Raw genomic sequence first — 19,291 nt, 5'->3', positions numbered from 1 at the left:
GCGGTGGGTGTTTTTTATTGCTTTTGTCCATTTTCGGGATCTCTTGTGAACAGTTTGAACACCTCGTCATGTTTATTGTAATCATGTGCTTATAACACTCTCGAATTATGTGTCCCTATGCTAATCTCATTCTATCTGCGGCAAGAATAGTATGAGCGTATTTTGTTTACCGTCTATCACTCCAATCAAATCGATATTCTCAAGTCTCTTTTAGTCGAGCTTGTTCGTCAAAACCCATTAGAAAACCCGTTTGAAAAAGAACAGATTCTGGTTCAAAGCCCCGGCATGTCTCAATGGTTGAGAATGGAGCTGGCTAACGAGTTTGGAATTGCCGCAAACCTCGAATTTCCATTACCTGCGAGTTTTATCTGGGAACTGTTTACTCAGATTTTGCCCGATGTTCCCAAACGCAGCGCTTTCAATAAAGAGGGCATGACGTGGAAATTAATGCACTTGCTTCCTTCGATGTTAGAGCATGAGCATTTTGAACCCCTTGCTCGCTATCTGAACGATGATGAAGACAATTCAAAGCTCTATCAGTTGGTGGAGAAAATCGCCGATATTTTTGATGGTTACCTCGTATATCGGCCAGAGTGGATAGCCGCTTGGGAAGCTGGGCAAACGGTCGCTGAACTTGAAGGGGATCACCCATGGCAGCCGATCTTATGGCAAGCGCTTTATGACTATACGATCGAACTTGAACAGTCGCCGTATCATCGAGCCAATCTCTACGCAGAATTTATCGAGACTCTGGCGCATTTCCAGGGCTCATTAAACCACTTACCCAAGCGGCTTTTTGTTTTCGGCATTTCTTCACTGCCGCCACGTTACATGGATGCATTAAAAGCGATTGGTGAGCACATTGATGTCCACCTCATGTTTACCAACCCTTGTCGGTACTACTGGGGAGATGTGCGAGACAAAAAATATCTGTCGAAATTGGCCGCAAAGCATCGCCAGCATCTTGAGTGGCAAAATGATCACTCCGAGATTGGTGGGCAAACGGACCAGTTAAAAGGGTCACTTGAAGATAACCTTGTCGATGAACTCCATACCGAGGTCGCCGGGAATAATTTGTTGGCTTCTTTGGGTAAGCTAGGGCGAGACAATCTGTTTTTGCTCTCTCAGCTAGAGTCGAATGAAATCGAAGCGTTTGTTGATATCCCTAGAGATTCGTTGCTTCATCAGCTTCAGGCCGATATTCTAAACCTTGAAGAGCATCAAAATGATGAACAACTCGATTCCAGTGCCCATAAACAAGTCGTCATGCTGGGTGATGGTTCCGTGTCTTTGCATGCTTGCCACAGCGCCATGCGTGAAGTTGAAGTCTTGCATGATCAATTACTTGGTATGTTTGACCACCATTCTGGCTTAAAGCCGCGCGATATCATTGTTATGGTGCCTGATATCAATGCCTATAGCCCTGCTATTCAAGCCGTGTTCGGTAACGCGCCCGGTGAACGCTACATTCCTTTTTCCATTTCTGACCGCACCGCTACCCAAGAAAGCCCTATTCTAGCGGCCTTTATGCAGCTGGTGGATTTGCCGAATACGCGATGTTTGGCGTCTGAACTTCTTGAGCTGCTTGAGACCCCAGCCATGATGGCCAAGTTTGGCTTAAGTGATGAGGAGTTCACACAGGCAAAACGCTGGATTGAAGAATCGGGCATTCGTTGGGGGCTTGATGCGTCCACGGCAAAAGAGTTTGAATTACCAGAGGCGACCCAAAATACTTGGCAGTTCGGCATTCAGCGGATGATGCTTGGCTACGCCATGACCGAGGATTCAGGGTTGTTCCAAATGGGTGACAACCAAAACGGTGAGTTACTGGCTCCTTATAATGAAGTGCAAGGCATTCAGGCTGAACTCGCAGGAAAACTGGCACACTTCATTGAACTGATTGGCGATTACCGAAAAAGGTTAGCGCAAACTCAATCCATTGAACGTTGGCGAGAAACACTCAACCAGTTATTGGATGATTTCTTTGCGGTTGAATTAGAAGGTGAAGTGGCTCTGGTTGCGATTCGAGATACGCTCTCTACGTTAAAAGAGCAGTTGTTCGATGCGGGATACCATCAAGAGTTAGCCCCGAGTGTCGTTAGCTTATATCTGAACAATAAGCTCTCAGGTACTCGAATCAGCCAGCGTTTCTTAGCAGGGCAGGTCAACTTTTGTACCCTCATGCCTATGCGTTCAATACCGTTCAATGTGGTGTGTTTACTGGGTATGAATGATGGTGTTTACCCACCGAATGATATGACTGAAGGTTTTGACTATTTACAGCGGAGTTTCAGAGCCGGTGATCGTTCAAGACGAGAAGACAGCCGCTACATGTTTTTAGAAGCGATCTTGTCGGCCACTCAAAAGCTTTACATCAGTTATGTTGGCCGCTCTATTCAAGACAATACCGATAAAGTCCCTTCCGTACTGGTGTCGGAGCTTTTGGAGTATTGCCACCAAAATTACTGTCTTTCGGATGATCAGGAGCTTCCCTGTGATGCATCGGGTGATCGCTTGGTCGCATCACTCATTACGCAACACGCGATGGTGCCATTTAGCCCAAATGAGTTCTCTAGTTTGTCTGGCAGCTACGCTAAAGAGTGGATGCCTGCTGTGAATCGGCAAGGTCAAAAAAGCGGTGAGTTTGAACGCCAGTTGAGTGATTTTTTACTTGGAGCCACTTTTCCCATTGAGCTCGATTTAGTGGAGCTGCAACGTTTTTGGCGCTTACCGGTTCAGTACTTCTTTAACCGCCGCTTAAAAGTCTCTTTTGAACCTCCGTTACCCATCATGGAAAACGAAGAACCTTTTGTGCTTAACGGGCTGGAAAGTTATCAGCTACGGGATCAATTGCTTGATAGCTTGTTGGACGAACGCCTAAAAGGTAACCCTGATAGCCAAAGTATTGTTGAGCGATTTGTTTGTGAACAGAGAGCGCAAGGTAAATTGCCCGTCGGCGCTTTTGGTGAGATAGAGTTTGAAACCAATCGAGCACAAGCCGAAGAACTGGTGGAAACACTGACATTTCTATGCGGTCAGCCACAAGATGATGTGGATGTAAGCCTGACGATCGATGTGTTGGGGGAAGGAAAAAACGTCCAGTTACATGGCTGGTTGACCCATTATTATCAATCCGGCCTTGTGCGTTACCGCAGTGGTAAGATTCGCTCTCAAGACTATTTGTCTGCTTGGATTGACCACCTCTTGCTTTCCATTTCTGGCATCTCGAAACCGACTCACATCATTGGTTACGATCGAAAAGAAGGTGTTGTACACGAACTGTATCCCGCCATCGATGATGTCAAATACGCACGAGAGTTACTCAATGAATGTGTTCGCCTCTATTATCAGGGAATGACGAAACCGCTGTGCTACTTCCCTAAAACCGCGCTGGCTAACGTCGATGCAGGCTTTAGTCGAGGTAAGTGGGTGGATGATGAAGAGAAGTCGTTCAAAAAAATGTCCGCGACTTTTAACGATGGATTCAATGTGACTGGAGAAGGTGCGAGTGCGTACATTTCCCGAATTTGGCCCGAATGGAACGATGAACTCGCTGCACAAGTGAGATTATTGTCGTCGCTGATCATTCAAGCGCCACGATTGGCTCTAGTCAATGCGGCCGATGCGTAATGAGTGGATGCTAAGAACGCATTTGAGAGTCTATCACGCAGTAATACCCGTTATTTAGTCATGCCAGTCATGCCAGTCATGTGGTAATAACCGTCATGGGGTAATGGAAAGTGATAAGTAACAAGAAATAAAGTGGCCGCCAGTCAATCATTATAGTGTAGGGCGTTTTCTGTACGGCCACAGGTCAGAGGGACCATTATTAGGTTGGTATTTGGGTCGGTATCGTTGAATGATATAGCAGGCTAACGTATTGATTTGACCTGCAGGTGAACCAGTGAGCGGCATACTATCGGCTCATAAGCGCCTCTGCCGTGAGTAAGATCGCACTCCCTTAGAATGAATACCGACTCAGGACGGATTTGTAATATTTTTCATAACTGGATCACGTTATTTCGCAACAGACGTTATTTCGAAACAGACGTTATTTTGAAATAGAGTAAGCATTTGATTCTAGAATCGTGACCGCCTAACTCTAGGTCATGAAGATGCAATAGGTAATTAATAGGTTTGAGTACAATGACAGCGAAAATTGTGGCAACAACACTAAATACAATGACTTTTCCCCTGCATGGTGCGCGACTCATTGAAGCCTCGGCAGGGACAGGAAAAACCTTTACGATTGCCGGTTTGTATCTTCGCTTGCTGCTCGGGCATGGTGACGGAGAGACACGCCATTCGACACCGCTGACCGTTGATCAAATATTGGTGGTGACGTTCACCGAAGCGGCAACGGCTGAATTGAGGGATCGTATTCGGGCAAGAATTCATGATGCTCGCATTGCTTTTTCCCGAAGCCAGAGTGATGATCCGGTGATTGCACCGCTACTTGATGCGGTAAGCAACCATAAAGAAGCGGCAAAAATACTGTTGCAGGCTGAGCGTCAAATGGATGAAGCGGCGGTGTACACCATTCACGGTTTTTGTCAGCGCATGTTGACTCAAAATGCCTTTGAGTCCGGCAGTCGTTTTGATAACGAATTTGTTACCGATGAAAGCCAGCTTAAAGCGCAAGTGATTGCCGATTATTGGCGTCGAAACTTTTACCCTTTGCCTATCAACTTAGCGGGCGAAGTGAGACGTATCTGGGGATCGCCAGCATCGCTATTGGCTGATATTGGTCGGTACTTAAGTGGATCGCCGCTGACGTTATCAGTTGAAGCGATGAGCGGTGACCTTTCTGCATTACATCAGGACAATCTTGCCAAAATTGATGTCCTAAAGCGTCATTGGATGGATCATCAAGCTGACTTTCTGGCTCTCATCTCTGGCTCAGATATTAACAAACGCAGTTACACTAAAAAATCATTACCGCAATGGCTAGAGAGCATCACCGCATGGGCTTCACTGCCAACGGATAACTATGATTTCCCCGATAAGTTGGAGCGATTCTCCCAAGATGTACTGCGAGAGAAAACCCCAAAAGGCGAAGCCCCCCAGCACGAAGTGTTTGAAGCGATTCAAGCTTTTTTATCGGCCCCTGTAAATCTTAAAGCGCCTCTGATGGCCCATGCGATTAAAGAGTGTCGTGAGAAGCTGGCGAGCGCCAAAAAGCATAAACAGTGGCTCTCTTTTGATGATCTTCTTACTCAACTTTCTGCTGCGATAGACTTGGATGAAGCGGGTCAGTTAACTGAGAGAATTCGCACTTTATATCCGGTCGCGATGATCGATGAATTCCAAGACACGGATCCACTTCAGTACAATATTTTTAGCCGTATCTATCTCAATAACCCACAATGCGGTCTGTTTATGATTGGCGATCCTAAACAGGCGATTTACGGTTTCCGTGGGGCGGATATTTTCACGTACATCAAAGCAAGAAATCAGGTCAGTGCCCATTACACATTGGGAACAAACTGGCGCTCCAGTGCCAACATGGTATTGGCGGTGAATCAGCTGTTTCAATCGTCCAGTAGCCCATTTGTTTATGATGAAGACATTCCCTTCTTGCCGGTGAACTATAGCCCTGTGGCTGAGCAAAAACATTGGTACTTAAAGGGTAAAGAACAGCCAGCGATGACCTATTGGCTGCAAGACGCGGAAGATAAACCGCGCTCGAAAGGGGAATACCTTGATGAAATGGCGCTGGCGACGGCGAGTCAGATCCAAACGATATTAACCGCAGCTCAAAGTGATAATGCCTACTTTTCAAGTGGATCAGCAAGTAGCTTGAAAAGAACAACCGTTGAAGCGGGAGATATGGCTGTTCTGGTGAGAACAGGTAATGAAGGGCGAATGATCAAACAGGCTTTGGCCGATAAAGGGATTGCCAGTGTTTACCTTTCTAACCGAGATAGCGTGTTCACCAGTGGGGTGGCTCAAGATCTACAAAGACTATTGCAAGCCACACTAACTCCGGATAATGATCGAGCACTGCGTTCGTGCCTTGCCTCTGAATTGTTTGCTTTGAACGCAACCCAGCTTGATGCGTTAAATAACGATGAAATCATCTGGGATAACGCGGTTAACGAATTCAAAGAGTATCGAAAACTCTGGTTACAACGAGGTGTGCTTCCGATGCTTCGTTCCGTAATCAGTAAGCGTCATATCGCTGAACGGTTACTGGAAGAAGATAATGGCGAACGCACGCTCACCGATTTGATGCATATTGGAGAACTGCTGCAACAAGCGAGGCAAGAGTTAGACAGCGACCATGGTTTGTTGCGTTGGCTTGCGGAAACCATTAGCCAAGCCGAACAAGGGCTAGGTGGCAGTGATGATCAAATTCAACGTTTAGAGTCTGAGCGAAACTTGGTTCAAATCATCACCATTCATAAATCGAAAGGTCTGGAATATGATTTGGTGTTTCTTCCATTTCTAGTCAGTTATCGTGAAGCAAGCGAAGGGAAGTATTACGACGAATCCAGTGATCAGACGATACTCGATATTACCAACAGTGGTGCCGCATTAGAGCAGGCCGATAAAGAGCGCTTAGCTGAAGATTTAAGACTCGCTTACGTCGCACTCACTCGGGCAGTGTATGGCTGTTTCATTGGGGTGTCACCGATAAGACGAGGACGCTCAACCAAAGAACCGACCGGAGTTGATAAAAGTGCACTGGGTTATTTATTGCAAAATGCACAACAAGGCGGTATTTCCGAACTCAACAATGCGTTAACGGTTCAAGCTAACGCATTGAGCGCTATTGTGGTGACGGATCCCCCGTTGCCTCACGATGAGTCTTATTCTATTTTGCAAGAACATGCTGTCGATCTTCATGCTCATGTACTCCAGAGTGAGATTGACCGATCTTGGCGTGTTACTAGCTATTCTGGGCTGGTTAAACAAGGTGGACATCAATCTCATTATGATGCCAGTGTTGAGATTCAGGGCTTTGATATTGATTCTGTTGAAGAGCAAGATGAAACGGAACTTATTGAGCCAGAGCGGTCAATTTTCACCTTCCCACGGGGCGCTCGTCCGGGTACGTTTTTGCACACGCTATTTGAAGAGGTGGAATTTACCCTTCCTGCTGGTGAAGAAAGCAACCTCGACATTATTCGCCACTTAATGGAGAAAGAGCAGCTAGATGAACATTGGCTGCCCATTTTACAAACGTTGGTGGACACGGTGTTAAGCACCCCTCTTGATGGGCGAGATCTCCGACTGAATCAAAAGTCCGCAGAGCAAAGGTTGGTCGAGATGGAGTTTTTATTGCCCATTGAAGTGCTCACGGCCAATGGGCTAAATCAGACCATCCGTCAACATGATGAACTATCAGCAAAGGCCGGCTCTCTCGGTTTTCAAACCGTGAAAGGCATGCTGAAAGGGTTTATTGATTTAGTTTTTGAACATCAAGGTAAATACTACATTTTGGATTGGAAATCGAATCATCTTGGTGATGACGTTTCGTGCTATCACGGCGAAGCTTTACGTGCGGCGATGGTGGATCATCGCTATGATTTGCAGTACCAAATTTATGCGTTAGCGCTGCATCGTTTCTTGCGCAGCCGATTAGCAAACTACGATTATGACGCCCATTTCGGTGGGGTATATTATCTTTTTCTTCGTGGTATGGATGGCCAATCGGAACATGGCATTTTTTCCGCGAAGCCAAGTTTGGACCTTCTCAATGATATGGATAACCTCATAGCTGGCGGTATTCCTAATGGCCTTCGTACCGCTGATCAAATGGAGCTGGATTTTTAATGACAATGTCTCTTCTTAGTAATTTAAACACATTGGCGAAGAAAGGCGTCATTAGGCAGCTGGACTATCAATTTGCTCGATTCATTGCAGCCCAAGAACAGAATGCTCCAGAACAGATCGGCTTTCTTGCGGGGTTAATCAGCCATGAGTTGAGTAAGGGAAACATCTGTTTGATGCTGCCAACACCTTCGATGGTGGGCGAGACTGCAAATAATTCGGTGAATTCTAATGATCATGCTCATCATCCGTGGGCGTTAAAACTCGGACTGTATGGTGATTCCGCCACGGCGTTAAGCTTGCAATTACAAAGCATTGATTGGGCATCGCTGATTCAACAGTCGACTTTGATTGGTGAAAATAGCGAGGCCGTGCCGATGATGTTTGATGGCGAACGCTTGTATCTGCATCGCTACTGGCAGTACGAAATCGGCTTAGCGGAATGTTTAACTCGCTTTGGGTCACCGATGATCTTAAAGCCTACTGAGGTACAAAACCTCTCTGCGTTACTTGATCGTCTCTTTCAGCGAAGTTATCACTACCTATTTAATGGGCTGAAAAGTCTTTCTTCATCAAAAAATACTCAAGTGGTCCGTCAACAACTGGTTTGTGATCATCTTGATATTGTCGATAACACATCCCTGGATTGGATGGCGATTGATAACTTATTACTGGCTGCTAATAAAAGTGAAGATTTACAAATGCTGGACCAATGGGTGCCGTTATCTGTTTGTGTGAATTGGCAAAAAGTCGCGGCCTCCATTGCATTAACTCGTCGCTTTGCGGTCATTTCTGGAGGGCCAGGCACGGGTAAAACCACCACGGTCACCAAGCTTCTTGCTGCATTAATTACTCAAGCAGAGCAAACAGGAAAAGAGCCTACTATTCGCCTGGTAGCACCAACCGGGAAAGCAGCCGCAAGACTAACCGAATCGATTGGTCAGGCGATCACTGAGCTGCCTGTGTCACCGCAACTCAAAGAGAAAATTCCTACCCAAGCGAGTACGATTCACCGTTTACTTGGGGCATTGCCCAATAGTGCCGAGTTCAGACACAACCGAGCGAACCCGCTGCATTTGGATATTCTTGTGATTGACGAAGCATCGATGGTTGATCTGCCTATGATGTATAAAGTGGTGGAGGCGCTGCCAGACAATGCTCGCTTGATACTGCTCGGAGACAAAGATCAGTTAGCGTCTGTGGAAGCCGGCTCTGTACTTGGTGATATCTGCTCATTCCAGAAATTAGGCTATAGCAGTGCTCAGGAAAAAGTGCTCAAAGAACTGACGCAGTATCAACACATCAATGTTAATGAAGGCTCAGTGAACCCAGACGACACCATCAAACAGGATGGCAACGTCATCAGTGATAGCTTGTGTATGCTGCAAAAGAGCTTTCGATTTGATGCACGCTCTGGCATTGGTCAGCTAGCAAAGGCTATAAAATCAGGTCAACCCAAACGTGTCGAGCAGGTCTTTGAACAAGGATTTGGAGATATTGAATCTCACACGTTAAGTGGTGAAAGCTACAGTCACATGCTGCAAACATTGGTACAGGAATATGCGCTGTATTTACAGCAAATACGGCCGAAAGACACGAGTACCATTGAGCTTGTTGAGGATCAATTGCAACGAGCGAAAATGGCCTTGAAGCAGTTTTCTCAGTGCCGATTATTGTGCGCGATACGAGAAGGAGATTTTGGTGTGTCAGGATTAAACCTGCGCATTGAAAAAGCGTTGTCTCGTCAGCGACTTATTAATCCACAGGATGAACTTTGGTATCACGGCCGCCCTGTCATGGTGACGCAAAATGACCACGGATTAGGGTTGTATAATGGTGATATTGGCATCTGCATGATTGATTTTTCTGATGACAATAAACGCCTCAAGGTCTTTTTTGAACTACCCGATGGCAGTGTGAAATCCGTATTACCAAGCCGAGTTCCAAGCCATGAAACCGCGTTTGCCATGACGGTTCATAAATCTCAAGGTAGCGAGTTTGCTTTAACCTTAATGATCTTACCGCCGGATTTTACCCCCGTACTGACCCGAGAGCTGATCTACACCGGGATAACACGAGCGAAAAGCCGATTGGTTCTATTTTGTAATATGAGTGTGCTTAAGCGCGGGATAAGAGTAAAAACAGAGCGCGCGAGTGGTTTAGTGGAACGGTTAAAGATGACTTGTTAGCGATGTGGACGGATAGTGTCGTGGTATTATTTTTGTCATTAAGGCCTGGAGAGTATTGAAGCGTGGAAAGCAAAGATTGAATCAGAAGTGTGTTATCAATGATAAGTCACCATCCCTGGAAACTTACGGTCATTTCAAGCATTACACTAGAATTGCGCTTGTAAAGGAAATGCTATTGATTTTATAACGTCTCTGGTAATTCAAAATGAACGCTTTCATACCTTCATTGACAGGAAATACGCAGTGTACATCTAAGCCTTCTAAAAATTGGTTGTCAGCCATGTCCCAAAAGCTCTGGACAGAGTTACATATGACGGTTTTCATCGGCAATTTGCTCTTAGTTACTTGTTTTAATTTTTAAGGCAATCCATGCGGGCCCAACTGAGTTAGGCAAAGAGTCCAATGACCCCGAAAGGCAGTTCCTCAATTGAGGAGGTCGAATTTTAACCACTTTATCTCAATAAATAAAGTGGTTTTTATCACTATCTGCTATGAAATTGATTTGTTATTGTCTCGATTTTGAGAATACGTTGTGCTGGTTAGACTAAACACGAAGCGCTAAGATTTTTGAACGCCGCTGATAGTTATAGAGGTTTTGTTTCGCGACAGGCAAAGAGTCGACCCCTACCTCATAGAACCCTTGTTCTCTGAACCAGTGCAAGCTGTGGGTGGTCAGAACAAAAATCCGATGGATACCTTGTGATTTTGATTGCAACCTCATGTGGTCAAGTAACAGCAAGCCTCGATTTCCATCGCGATATTCTGGGTGAATGGCGACACACGCCATTTCTGCCATGTGCTCATCCTTATAGGGATACAAAGCCGCGCAGCCGATGATCAGCCCATCTTTTTCGATGATCGTGAACTGGTGTATTTCCTGTTCAAGTTGCTCTCTTGATCGTCGAACCAAAACGCCTTTCTCTTCGTGAGGGCGAATCAGATCTAGGATGCCACCAATGTCATCAATTTGTGCGGTACGGACTTGCTCTGCACTGGCCATGACTACCTGAGTGCCTATTCCGTCTAGCGAGAACAATTCTTGAATGAGCGCACCATCATCTTTATAGCTGATTAAATGACTTCGTGGTACGCCAGCTCGACAAGCGACAGTGGCAGCCCGCAAGAAACGACTGGTACCGGAAGAATCATCTTGCGTCAGGTCTGTTGGTGTCGTGTTGTTTTCTACGGTGTCATTATCTTTCTGTGAATCATTGATTTGCTCATGAGCGCGTAAAAGCTTATCAACGTCCTGGGGAAATAGTTCGGCAATGGCATTGCCATTTTCATCAATGACACCTTGCTCAGAGCAGAAGCCTATCAGCTTGTCTGCCCCCAATTTTATCGCAACTTGGGTAGCCACTTCTTCTGAGAGCAAGTTAAAGGAATCCCCGGTGACCGAGCTAGCAATAGGGCCGAGCAACACGATTGAGTTTTGCGCCAGCGCTCGGTTTATCCCTTCACTATCAATACGGCGTATTCTTCCACTGTGGCAGTAATCTACCCCATCATCTATACCTAATGGTTGAGAGACAATAAAATTACCACTCACTACGTTGAGTTGAGTCCCCGCCATAGGGGTGTTATTCAGACTCATTGAGAGCCTTGCGGTTATGGCCAGTTGAAGCTGTCCTGCCGCTTGCATGACAAAGCTGAGTGCTTTTTCATCGGTCACTCTAATTCCCTTGTGATAAGGGGTTTCTATATTATTTGAAGTGAGAATTTGGTTGATTTGTGGGCGGGCACCGTGAACTAACACAATTCTAACACCCAGACTATGAAGTAATGATAAATCACTAATAATATTAGTGAAATTTTTGTCAGCGACAGCTTCCCCTCCCAGCATAATCACCATGGTTTTACCACGGTGAGCGTTGACGTAAGGGGCTGATTGTCTAAATCCTTTAACTAAGGCTGTGCTACGAATTTTCAATTCATTAGTCTCTATTGAATTAATATGTGATTATACTGCCTTTTTATTCACTGGTTAACAAGGTTTTTGTAGTTGTATTGTAAACAAACAATAGAGGGTTTGTAGATGGCTTCAGCTGCGAGGGGCTTTATTGCCATAAGGTGAAGTTAGATGTGGTACGAGCAGTATATAATGGTTAAAGTTAAGATAAGTGAATAGGTAAAGTTTAAAAAGATGGCTCCACAAAAAATAACAAAAACAGTCAAAAAAAAGAAAGAGCTCATTGTTTTTTCAGTATTACTTCTTGTGTCTATGGTGGCAGTGCTTACTTATTCCAGTTTATTTAAGCAGGTGCGTCTTTCTTTAGTTGATCAACAATCCATACACGGAGTGTGGGTTGAGCAACATGTCGCGGACTACGCTACAAACAATGTCCACATCGGTCCTGATGGTGTTTCGGTGGCAGGAAGAATTGTGGCGACACGGTATGAGTTTGATGGCTCCACACTCGAATATCTAGTCGGAGAGACTTTGTATCAATATCGGATGCTCGATGAACTTAATACGAAGATGATTCAAATATCTGACAATCACTACAATCCCACTTATTACTTGGTTGAGAAATACAGCGACCGAGTTCGCTGATAGCCCAAGCTGAAAATTGACGTTAATCTCATTCTTAAATGCGCTACTGACGAGAATCATTGCGATCTTAGTCAGTATTTATTTTCTATTACGATTAGGTAATTGAGTTCTTATTAAGAGTTTGTCATTCTCTTGATACTGAAATTAAGGAATTATCCCTGTGTTCAAAAAAATGCTCCCTTTAACAGCCATGACACTACTTTTTGGCTGTGTGCAAAACACCGATCTTGCTCAGCAGTATTCTGGTACCGAATTTTCTTCCACATTAAACCAAGTGGACTTTATTGAATCCAATACGCCACGTGATTTCACAAAATTTGCCAAGCAGGCGCAAGCGGTGATCGATAATTCACCCTCAATGGCACAGACCTATGAACCTCTCTATGAAAAACTCAACGAATGGGCCTTACAAAGTGGCGACCCTACCGAATTAGCCAGTTTTGGTGTTGAGTTGGCTCAACTCGGTGGCGGTGATGATAAAGGCAATGTCTTATTTACAGGGTACTTTTCACCGGTTATGGAGTTAAGGCATGAAGCCGATGACCGGTTCAAGTATCCGGTTTACGCGTTACCAGAGTGTGAGAGTGAGTGCCCAACACGAGCACAAATATATAATGGAGCACTTGAAGGGCTAGGGCTTGAGCTGGGTTATGCATCAAATCGTATCGATCCATTTATTATGGAAGTTCAAGGCAGTGGCTTTGTGCATTTTGAGGATGACGATACGCTGGAGTACTTTGCTTATGCTGGAAAAAACAATCGTGCTTATGTCAGTATTGGTCGGATTTTAATCGAGCAAGGCGAAGTTCCGCGCGAAAAAATGTCGTTAAAAGCGATTAAAGATTGGGTATTTGCCAATGACGACCAACGTGTTCAAGAATTACTGGAGCAAAACCCATCGTTCGTGTTTTTTGAGCCAAGAGACGCAGCCCCTGTAACGGGGTCGGCCGGTATTCCTTTGCAAGCCATGGCCTCTGTCGCGGGGGATCGTTCTATTCTTCCTATGGGAACGCCGATTCTAGCTGAGGTCCCTTTGCTCAATGCCGATGGTACCTGGAGCGGTGCGCACCAGCTAAGACTTCTGTTAGTGCTTGATACTGGTGGAGCGGTAAAAGAAAATCATCTTGATCTGTATCACGGCATGGGCCCTCGCGCAGGGACGGAAGCTGGGCATTACAAGCACTTTGGTCGCGTTTGGAAATTGGGCTTAGAAGGCACGGCAACACAAGCTCCTTGGGCGATGCCACCAGAAAAAATTGAATAGCGACACTGTCGAAAACCGCTAGACATTTTAAAATAGAGTGCGTATAAATCGCACTCTTTCTTTTTGTCACCTCGTTAATGTGGATGTTTGATATGCGTGAACTCAACACACCAGCTTCTGAAAATTACGATCAGCGTTTTGGCGGGACTCGCCGCTTGTACGGTCATAGTGAGGTTGAGATTCTTCGTGCTTCTCATGTGTGTGTCATTGGCATTGGTGGTGTGGGTTCATGGGCCGTGGAAGCGCTTGTTCGTACAGGGATTGGAGAGTTAACCCTCATTGATATGGATGATGTTTGCGTAACCAATATCAATCGTCAAATACATGCGTTAAATGGCACCGTGGGACAAAGCAAGATTGAAGTCATGGCAGAACGAATCAAACTGATTAATCCTGAATGTAAGGTTAATCTTATTGACGATTTTATTGGCCCTGACAACCAGCATGAATACTTAACGAAAGACTACGATTATGTCCTGGATGCCATTGACAGTTTAAAAGCGAAGGCGTCTTTATTGTCGTATTGCCGAAGTAATAAAATTAAAGTGATTACGATAGGTGGTGCGGGTGGTCAAATGGATCCCACTCAAATCAAAGTTGCGGATCTCACGAAAACCATTCAAGATCCGTTGGCGAAGAAATTAAAAGACACCCTGCGACGTTTGCATAACTTTCCTAAGAATCCTCAACGTAAGTTTGGTATTGAGTGTGTCTTTTCCACGGAACAATTGAAGTACCCGCAAGCGGACGGTTCAGTCTGTGCCGCTAAATCGACAGCGGAAGGGCCAAAACGTATGGACTGTGCGACCGGTTTCGGCGCAGCGACCGTGGTAACGGCGACGTTTGGTTTTGTTGCCGTCTCGAAAATTGTTGAGAAGATCATCGCTAAGCACAGTAAGTAACTAAGCACAGTAAGTAACGTTCGCCATTACCTAATGAGATGAGTTGAGTATGACAGACTTTCCGATCACACCATTTGGCCGCGATATCACGACGGACGATATCGTTTCTACCATGCAATCATTTAAAGGTTGGGAAGACAAATACCGCCAAGTGATTCAATGGGGAAAAAAACTCCCCCAAATGGCGGAAGAGTTTAAAACTGAGCAGGTCATGGTTTCTGGCTGTGAAAGCCAAGTTTGGTTAGTGAGTCACTCTGTTGCCGGTGTTTGGTCTTTTCATGCAGATTCAGATGCACGTATTGTTCGTGGTTTGATAGCATTAGTTCTAGCCGCTTTTGATGGTAAAACTTCAGAGCAAATTCAGCAATTTGACGTCGACGGCTATTTTGAATCGTTAGGGTTAATTTCTCACTTGAGTGCTTCGCGTGGCAATGGCCTAAAAGCGATAGTAGAGCAGATAAAATTGCTCAAGTGATTGGCTTCAAAGATTGTGCTTAAAAAGATTGATATAGAAAAGGTTCGCGTTAGCGAACCTTTTTCATTTAGGGTTTCATTCGGTCTGGACTATAGAACTGGGTTTGAAGAATAGAATTGGGTTTGGACTACAAAATTCGCCTTGAACTACAGCATATCGATGGCTTTCTCGATCGCAGAAATTAAGCGTTTTACGTCATTATCGTCATTATAGATACCAAACGAAATTCGGACACTTCCCTTAATTCCAAGAGCATCCATCAAAGGGTGAGCGCAGTGGTGCCCGGCTCGAACGGCGATACCTTGTTGGTCGAGTAACGTGGCGATATCTTGATGGTGAACCCCCGCAATACCAAAACTAATGACGCTTGCCCCATTTTGATAGCCATGAATGTCAATATCTTCAAAAGCAAGCAAAGCCAGATAGGTTTGTTTTTGCAGTTCGTGGATGTGAGCGTCGACTTTCTTTGCATCAAAACCTTGGTACCATTCGATGGCTTTAGCCAAAGCAATGGCGCCAGCGACATTAGGGGTTCCTGCTTCAAACTTCCCTGGTAATCCGGAAAAGGTTGTTTTCTCAAAAGAAACGCTTTCGACCATTTTTCCACCACCATGCCAGGGCGGCATGACATCGAGCAGTTCAAGCTTTCCATACAGAACACCGATACCAGCAGGCGCATAAAGTTTGTGCCCCGAGAAAACATAGAAGTCGGCGTTAAGCGCTGCGACATCGATTCGTTCATGGACAATGCCTTGTGCACCATCAACCACGACAACGGCACCAATCTGGTGTGATTTCTCTATGACTTTTTCAATAGGTTGCCTTGTGCCGGTGACATTGGTGATATGAGCCAGAGCGACAATCTTAGTTCGGCAGGACAATCGTTCCTCAAACGCTTCATAATCCAATCGGCAGTCGGGCGTCATTGGTATTTTGACGATATTAGCGCCTGTTTGTTCGGCGACGATCTGCCAAGGGACGATATTTGCGTGATGTTCCATTTCACCGATGAGGATTTCATCACCCGATTGCAACGTATTACGAGCGTAAGTTTGTGCAATCAAATTGATCGCTTCGGTAGCACCTCGAGTCCAGATGATCTCTTTAGTGCTTTGAGCCCCCATGAACTCAGCCACGATTTCACGTGCGTGTTCAAATTGATTGGTGGCGTTGGCGGTTAAGCTATGACTTCCTCGGTGAACATTCGCATTTTGAGCACAGTAATAGTCACTGATGGCATCGATCACGGTTTGAGGTTTTTGTGTGGTTGCTGCGCTGTCGAGATAGACCAGTGGCTCACCATTGACCTTTTGATTGAGTGCAGGGAATTGCTGTCTAATTGACGCTACATCAAGCATGTTCATTACCCATTTTAAAGTAATGCAGGGTAGGCAGTGTCACCATCGGTTCTGCGACGCTCCAAGCATGGGGCTTACCAGACAAGTGAATGATGATTTCAATCGCAAACTCGAGTGCCGTTCCCGGGCCCTGACTGGTGATCAAGTTATGGGTGACATCGATAGTGACTCGCTTTTGTCGCCAGTACGGCTCTTCAATATAATCTTGAAAGCTAGGGTGGCAGGTCATCAGTGCTGCTGGGTATAGATCGTGATGTTGTAAAACCAGAGCGGGTGCTGCGCAAATAGCCGCGACTAACTTACCATCGTATTTATGTTGCTTAACAATTTCCATTAAGATTGGACTGTCTCGAAAAACCTCTGCGCCAGATACGCCACCTGAAAGAATGACTGCATCAAATTCATCATCGGCAATATCCACCAAGCGACAATCTGCGGTCAAGGTAACCCCTCTTGAAGCCTTCATGGTTAGCTGGCCATCAAAGTCTGCACTCGCAACCGTAACCTCGTAACCTGCGCGTACCATAATATCAATGATAGTGACCGCTTCCATTTCTTCAGTACCTGGTGCGATAGGAACAAGTATTTTTTTAGTCATGATTTGTCCAACTTAATTCTATGTGTTTGATGGCCTTGTAGAGTTTATCATTCTCTGGTGTCGTGATGCGGTGTTGTGCCGCTTTATCGATTAAGTAGCCAGTAATAAAGTCTATCTCGGTTTTTCTTTGGTAGAAAACATCTTGCCTCATCGAAGAATAATTGTCTGCGGTGGCTTGAATGACCGTTGTTACGGTTGAGCTCAATGTCTCGCTGTAAAGGCTAATGCCCTCAGCCTGAATGACCTGCGCGACTTCTTCTATTATGGCGTTGAGTCTTTGTTGGTGGTGTTCGCCAGCTAATTGTCCATTTTTACACTGCTCTATGGCGGTCAGGGGGTTGATGGCACAGTTAATCGCTAATTTCTGCCACAAGGCTGCGGTTATATTGTCATTCCAAGTTACGTTGGGCAGAGAATGGTTGAGCACGTCAGTCATAAATTGGCATTGTTGCCCTCGATGGTTGTAAGGGCCAATTTGTGTTGCCCCTTGACCGGTGTGACTGACTTTCGTGTCACTTAGTTTAAGTGCACCGTGCGTCGTTGTTGCTAGAAGAACGGGGTGGGCGTCCAGTTGAGCTCTAAGAGGATCGACCGCGCCCATGCCATTGTGCATAAATAAAATAATACAATCACGATGAATGGATCCTAGAAGCGGTTCGAGTGCCTCTTGCACTTGCCATGACTTGACTGTGACCAGCAATAAATCCGCATTGTTAAGTGCATGGCTGTGTTGATTGAGATACGTTTGACTGTGGTTGTCATCAAGTTGAATAGACATATTAGGGCACGAGCGTCTGCTCCAGAGCGATACGTTATGCCCAGACTTATTAAGATGAGAAGCCCACAGAGCGCCAATTGCGCCGGGGCCAAGTACCACAATATTCACGTTAAAATCTCTATTACAAAGTGTGAAGCAAGGATAATAGGCTAGAGTAGGAAATCAACAGAAATAAAATAGCAGGCACAAAAAATGGCGCTCAAGAGCGCCATTTTAGTACTAACTATACAAACTTAGAATTTGTAAGTTGCAGCAATGTAGTGGCTAAAGCCTGAAGATTTTAGACCAGCAGAATCTTCGATACCGTAGATATCGTTGTACGCTTTAAGGCCGTAACCTAGAGCGTAACGGTCTGAGTGCCAGTAGATGCCATTGAACATTGCACCGCCGTGGCTTGCTGTTGAACCAAACTTGTTACCAGCGCCATCTTCCATACCGAATTGGTAGTCGATGTAGCCTTGGTAAGAGATGAAAGAACCGTTCTCGAAGAAGTAGAAAGGTTTAAACCAGTTAGTAGAGATCTGGTAACCGTTCCAATCTTTTTCGTTGTTGTCGTAGTAACCGTAAAGGTTTAGGCCAATTTTACCTAACCAAGGAACCATTACGTCTGAACCCAGACCAACTTTAGAGTTGTTTACGCCGAAAGCACTTTCAGCATCACCAGACCACTCAAAAACAGACGCTACATAAAGCTCTTCTACAGGACCGAATGAAAGGTCTTTACCTGTCAATCCATCTAGAGACATACGAGGGGCAAATTTCATGAATGATTTAGCTGCGCCAGCTTTGTCGCTGTTGCTGTCGGTTGTTAGGTTAAAGATATCAACGTAACCGTATAGATCGAAAATTCCAGAGCGACCACCAAATTCCATCTCTAGGTAGTCATGAGAAGACTCACCTGGAAGCTCGTCGAATGCACCCATAAGGTTGAATTGCATCCACTTGTAATCGTTTTTATGTGTATCGCCGTCAGTGTAGTCTGCTGCTAAAACTGGCGCTGAAGTTGCTGCTAACAAGCTAAGAGCTAAAAGTGATTTGCGCATGAAAAGTACTCTCTATTTATTGATATGTCACATGGTGCTTATTTTAGTGTTAAGCACATCCGAATGCAGCGCATAATAACGACTTAATTCAAAAATAAAAGAGAGACAAACGATTGCATTGCAAATTTATTGTGACCTTCATCACGATTATGACGTGTGAAAATGAACTTAATACTTATTTCATTCTGTTGCATTGATGGTGTGATCAGTGTCTTGTTTGGTGGGTTATCAAAAGTCGCAATTGTTTATCGATTAACCAACTTATTTCGTTAACGTTAGTTAGGTAGGGCTCGTAAATACGATGTTGGAACATTTATGTGATTTTGATCTTTGAGGTTACATCTTGGTTGTCAT

At 45.1% G+C, this 19,291-nt stretch carries 13 protein-coding genes; 7 read left to right on the top strand and 6 right to left on the bottom strand.

Going from position 1 to position 19,291, the window contains the following annotated elements; genetic code table 11:
- The first annotated feature begins 162 nt into the window (after positions 1–162).
- The 3 genes from recC (at position 163) to recD (ending at position 9,965) form a co-directional block, all read left to right on the top strand.
- Complete coding sequence (recC, locus tag QF117_RS17590; RefSeq protein WP_282387246.1) at positions 163–3,630, top strand: exodeoxyribonuclease V subunit gamma; 3,468 nt, start codon at positions 163–165, stop codon at positions 3,628–3,630.
- A 516-nt stretch (positions 3,631–4,146) separates the two neighbouring features.
- Complete coding sequence (gene recB / locus QF117_RS17585) at positions 4,147–7,779, top strand: exodeoxyribonuclease V subunit beta (RefSeq protein WP_282387245.1); 3,633 nt, start codon at positions 4,147–4,149, stop codon at positions 7,777–7,779.
- Positions 7,779–9,965 (top strand): exodeoxyribonuclease V subunit alpha, encoded by a 2,187-nt coding sequence (gene recD, locus QF117_RS17580; protein WP_282387243.1) that lies wholly within the window; start codon positions 7,779–7,781, stop codon positions 9,963–9,965. The genes recB and recD overlap by 1 nt, the downstream gene beginning before the upstream one ends.
- 141 nt (positions 9,966–10,106) lie before the next feature.
- Here recD and QF117_RS17575 read toward each other — a convergent pair whose 3' ends face one another.
- Together QF117_RS17575 and argA are read right to left on the bottom strand one after the other, a co-directional pair.
- Positions 10,107–10,289 (bottom strand): hypothetical protein, encoded by a 183-nt coding sequence (locus tag QF117_RS17575; protein WP_017035017.1) that lies wholly within the window; start codon positions 10,287–10,289, stop codon positions 10,107–10,109.
- 220 nt (positions 10,290–10,509) lie between these two features.
- On the bottom strand, positions 10,510–11,895 hold the full coding sequence (gene argA, locus QF117_RS17570) for an amino-acid N-acetyltransferase (protein WP_282387241.1): 1,386 nt from the start codon (positions 11,893–11,895) through the stop codon (positions 10,510–10,512).
- Between the two features lie 213 nt (positions 11,896–12,108).
- Between argA and QF117_RS17565 the strand changes: the two genes are divergently transcribed.
- The 4 genes from QF117_RS17565 (at position 12,109) to csdE (ending at position 15,160) form a co-directional block, all read left to right on the top strand.
- The gene (locus QF117_RS17565) at positions 12,109–12,519 is read left to right on the top strand and encodes a DUF2850 domain-containing protein (protein ID WP_017038015.1); all 411 of its coding nucleotides are present in this window, start codon (positions 12,109–12,111) and stop codon (positions 12,517–12,519) included.
- A gap of 151 nt (positions 12,520–12,670) precedes the next feature.
- On the top strand, positions 12,671–13,783 hold the full coding sequence (gene mltA, locus QF117_RS17560; RefSeq protein WP_282389514.1) for a murein transglycosylase A: 1,113 nt from the start codon (positions 12,671–12,673) through the stop codon (positions 13,781–13,783).
- Between the two features lie 92 nt (positions 13,784–13,875).
- On the top strand, positions 13,876–14,685 hold the full coding sequence (tcdA, locus tag QF117_RS17555) for a tRNA cyclic N6-threonylcarbamoyladenosine(37) synthase TcdA (RefSeq protein ID WP_282387238.1): 810 nt from the start codon (positions 13,876–13,878) through the stop codon (positions 14,683–14,685).
- A gap of 49 nt (positions 14,686–14,734) precedes the next feature.
- A complete protein-coding gene (csdE, locus tag QF117_RS17550; RefSeq protein WP_282387236.1) occupies positions 14,735–15,160 on the top strand; it encodes a cysteine desulfurase sulfur acceptor subunit CsdE in 426 nt (141 codons plus the stop codon).
- Positions 15,161–15,306: 146 nt separating this feature from the next.
- On the opposite strand, the gene csdA is transcribed toward csdE, so the two are convergent.
- From csdA to QF117_RS17530, 4 genes are all read right to left on the bottom strand, one after another.
- Entirely contained in the window at positions 15,307–16,518 is a 1,212-nt protein-coding gene (gene csdA / locus QF117_RS17545) for a cysteine desulfurase CsdA (protein WP_282387234.1), read from the bottom strand.
- Positions 16,511–17,116, bottom strand: coding sequence for a DJ-1 family glyoxalase III (locus QF117_RS17540; protein ID WP_282387233.1), 606 nt, complete (start codon positions 17,114–17,116; stop codon positions 16,511–16,513). The genes csdA and QF117_RS17540 overlap by 8 nt, the downstream gene beginning before the upstream one ends.
- Entirely contained in the window at positions 17,109–18,002 is an 894-nt protein-coding gene (panE, locus tag QF117_RS17535; RefSeq protein WP_282387232.1) for a 2-dehydropantoate 2-reductase, read from the bottom strand. Before panE ends, QF117_RS17540 begins: the two co-directional genes overlap by 8 nt.
- A gap of 125 nt (positions 18,003–18,127) precedes the next feature.
- Positions 18,128–18,937, bottom strand: a complete 810-nt coding sequence (locus QF117_RS17530) for an outer membrane protein OmpK (protein WP_282387230.1) — start codon at positions 18,935–18,937, stop codon at positions 18,128–18,130.
- Between the last annotated feature and the right edge of the window lie 354 nt (positions 18,938–19,291).

The sequence above is a fragment of the Vibrio sp. YMD68 genome (assembly GCF_029958905.1).
GTDB lineage: Bacteria > Pseudomonadota > Gammaproteobacteria > Enterobacterales > Vibrionaceae > Vibrio.
Note: the sequence above shows the minus strand (reverse complement) of the source record. Positions and strands in the feature narration are given on the sequence as shown.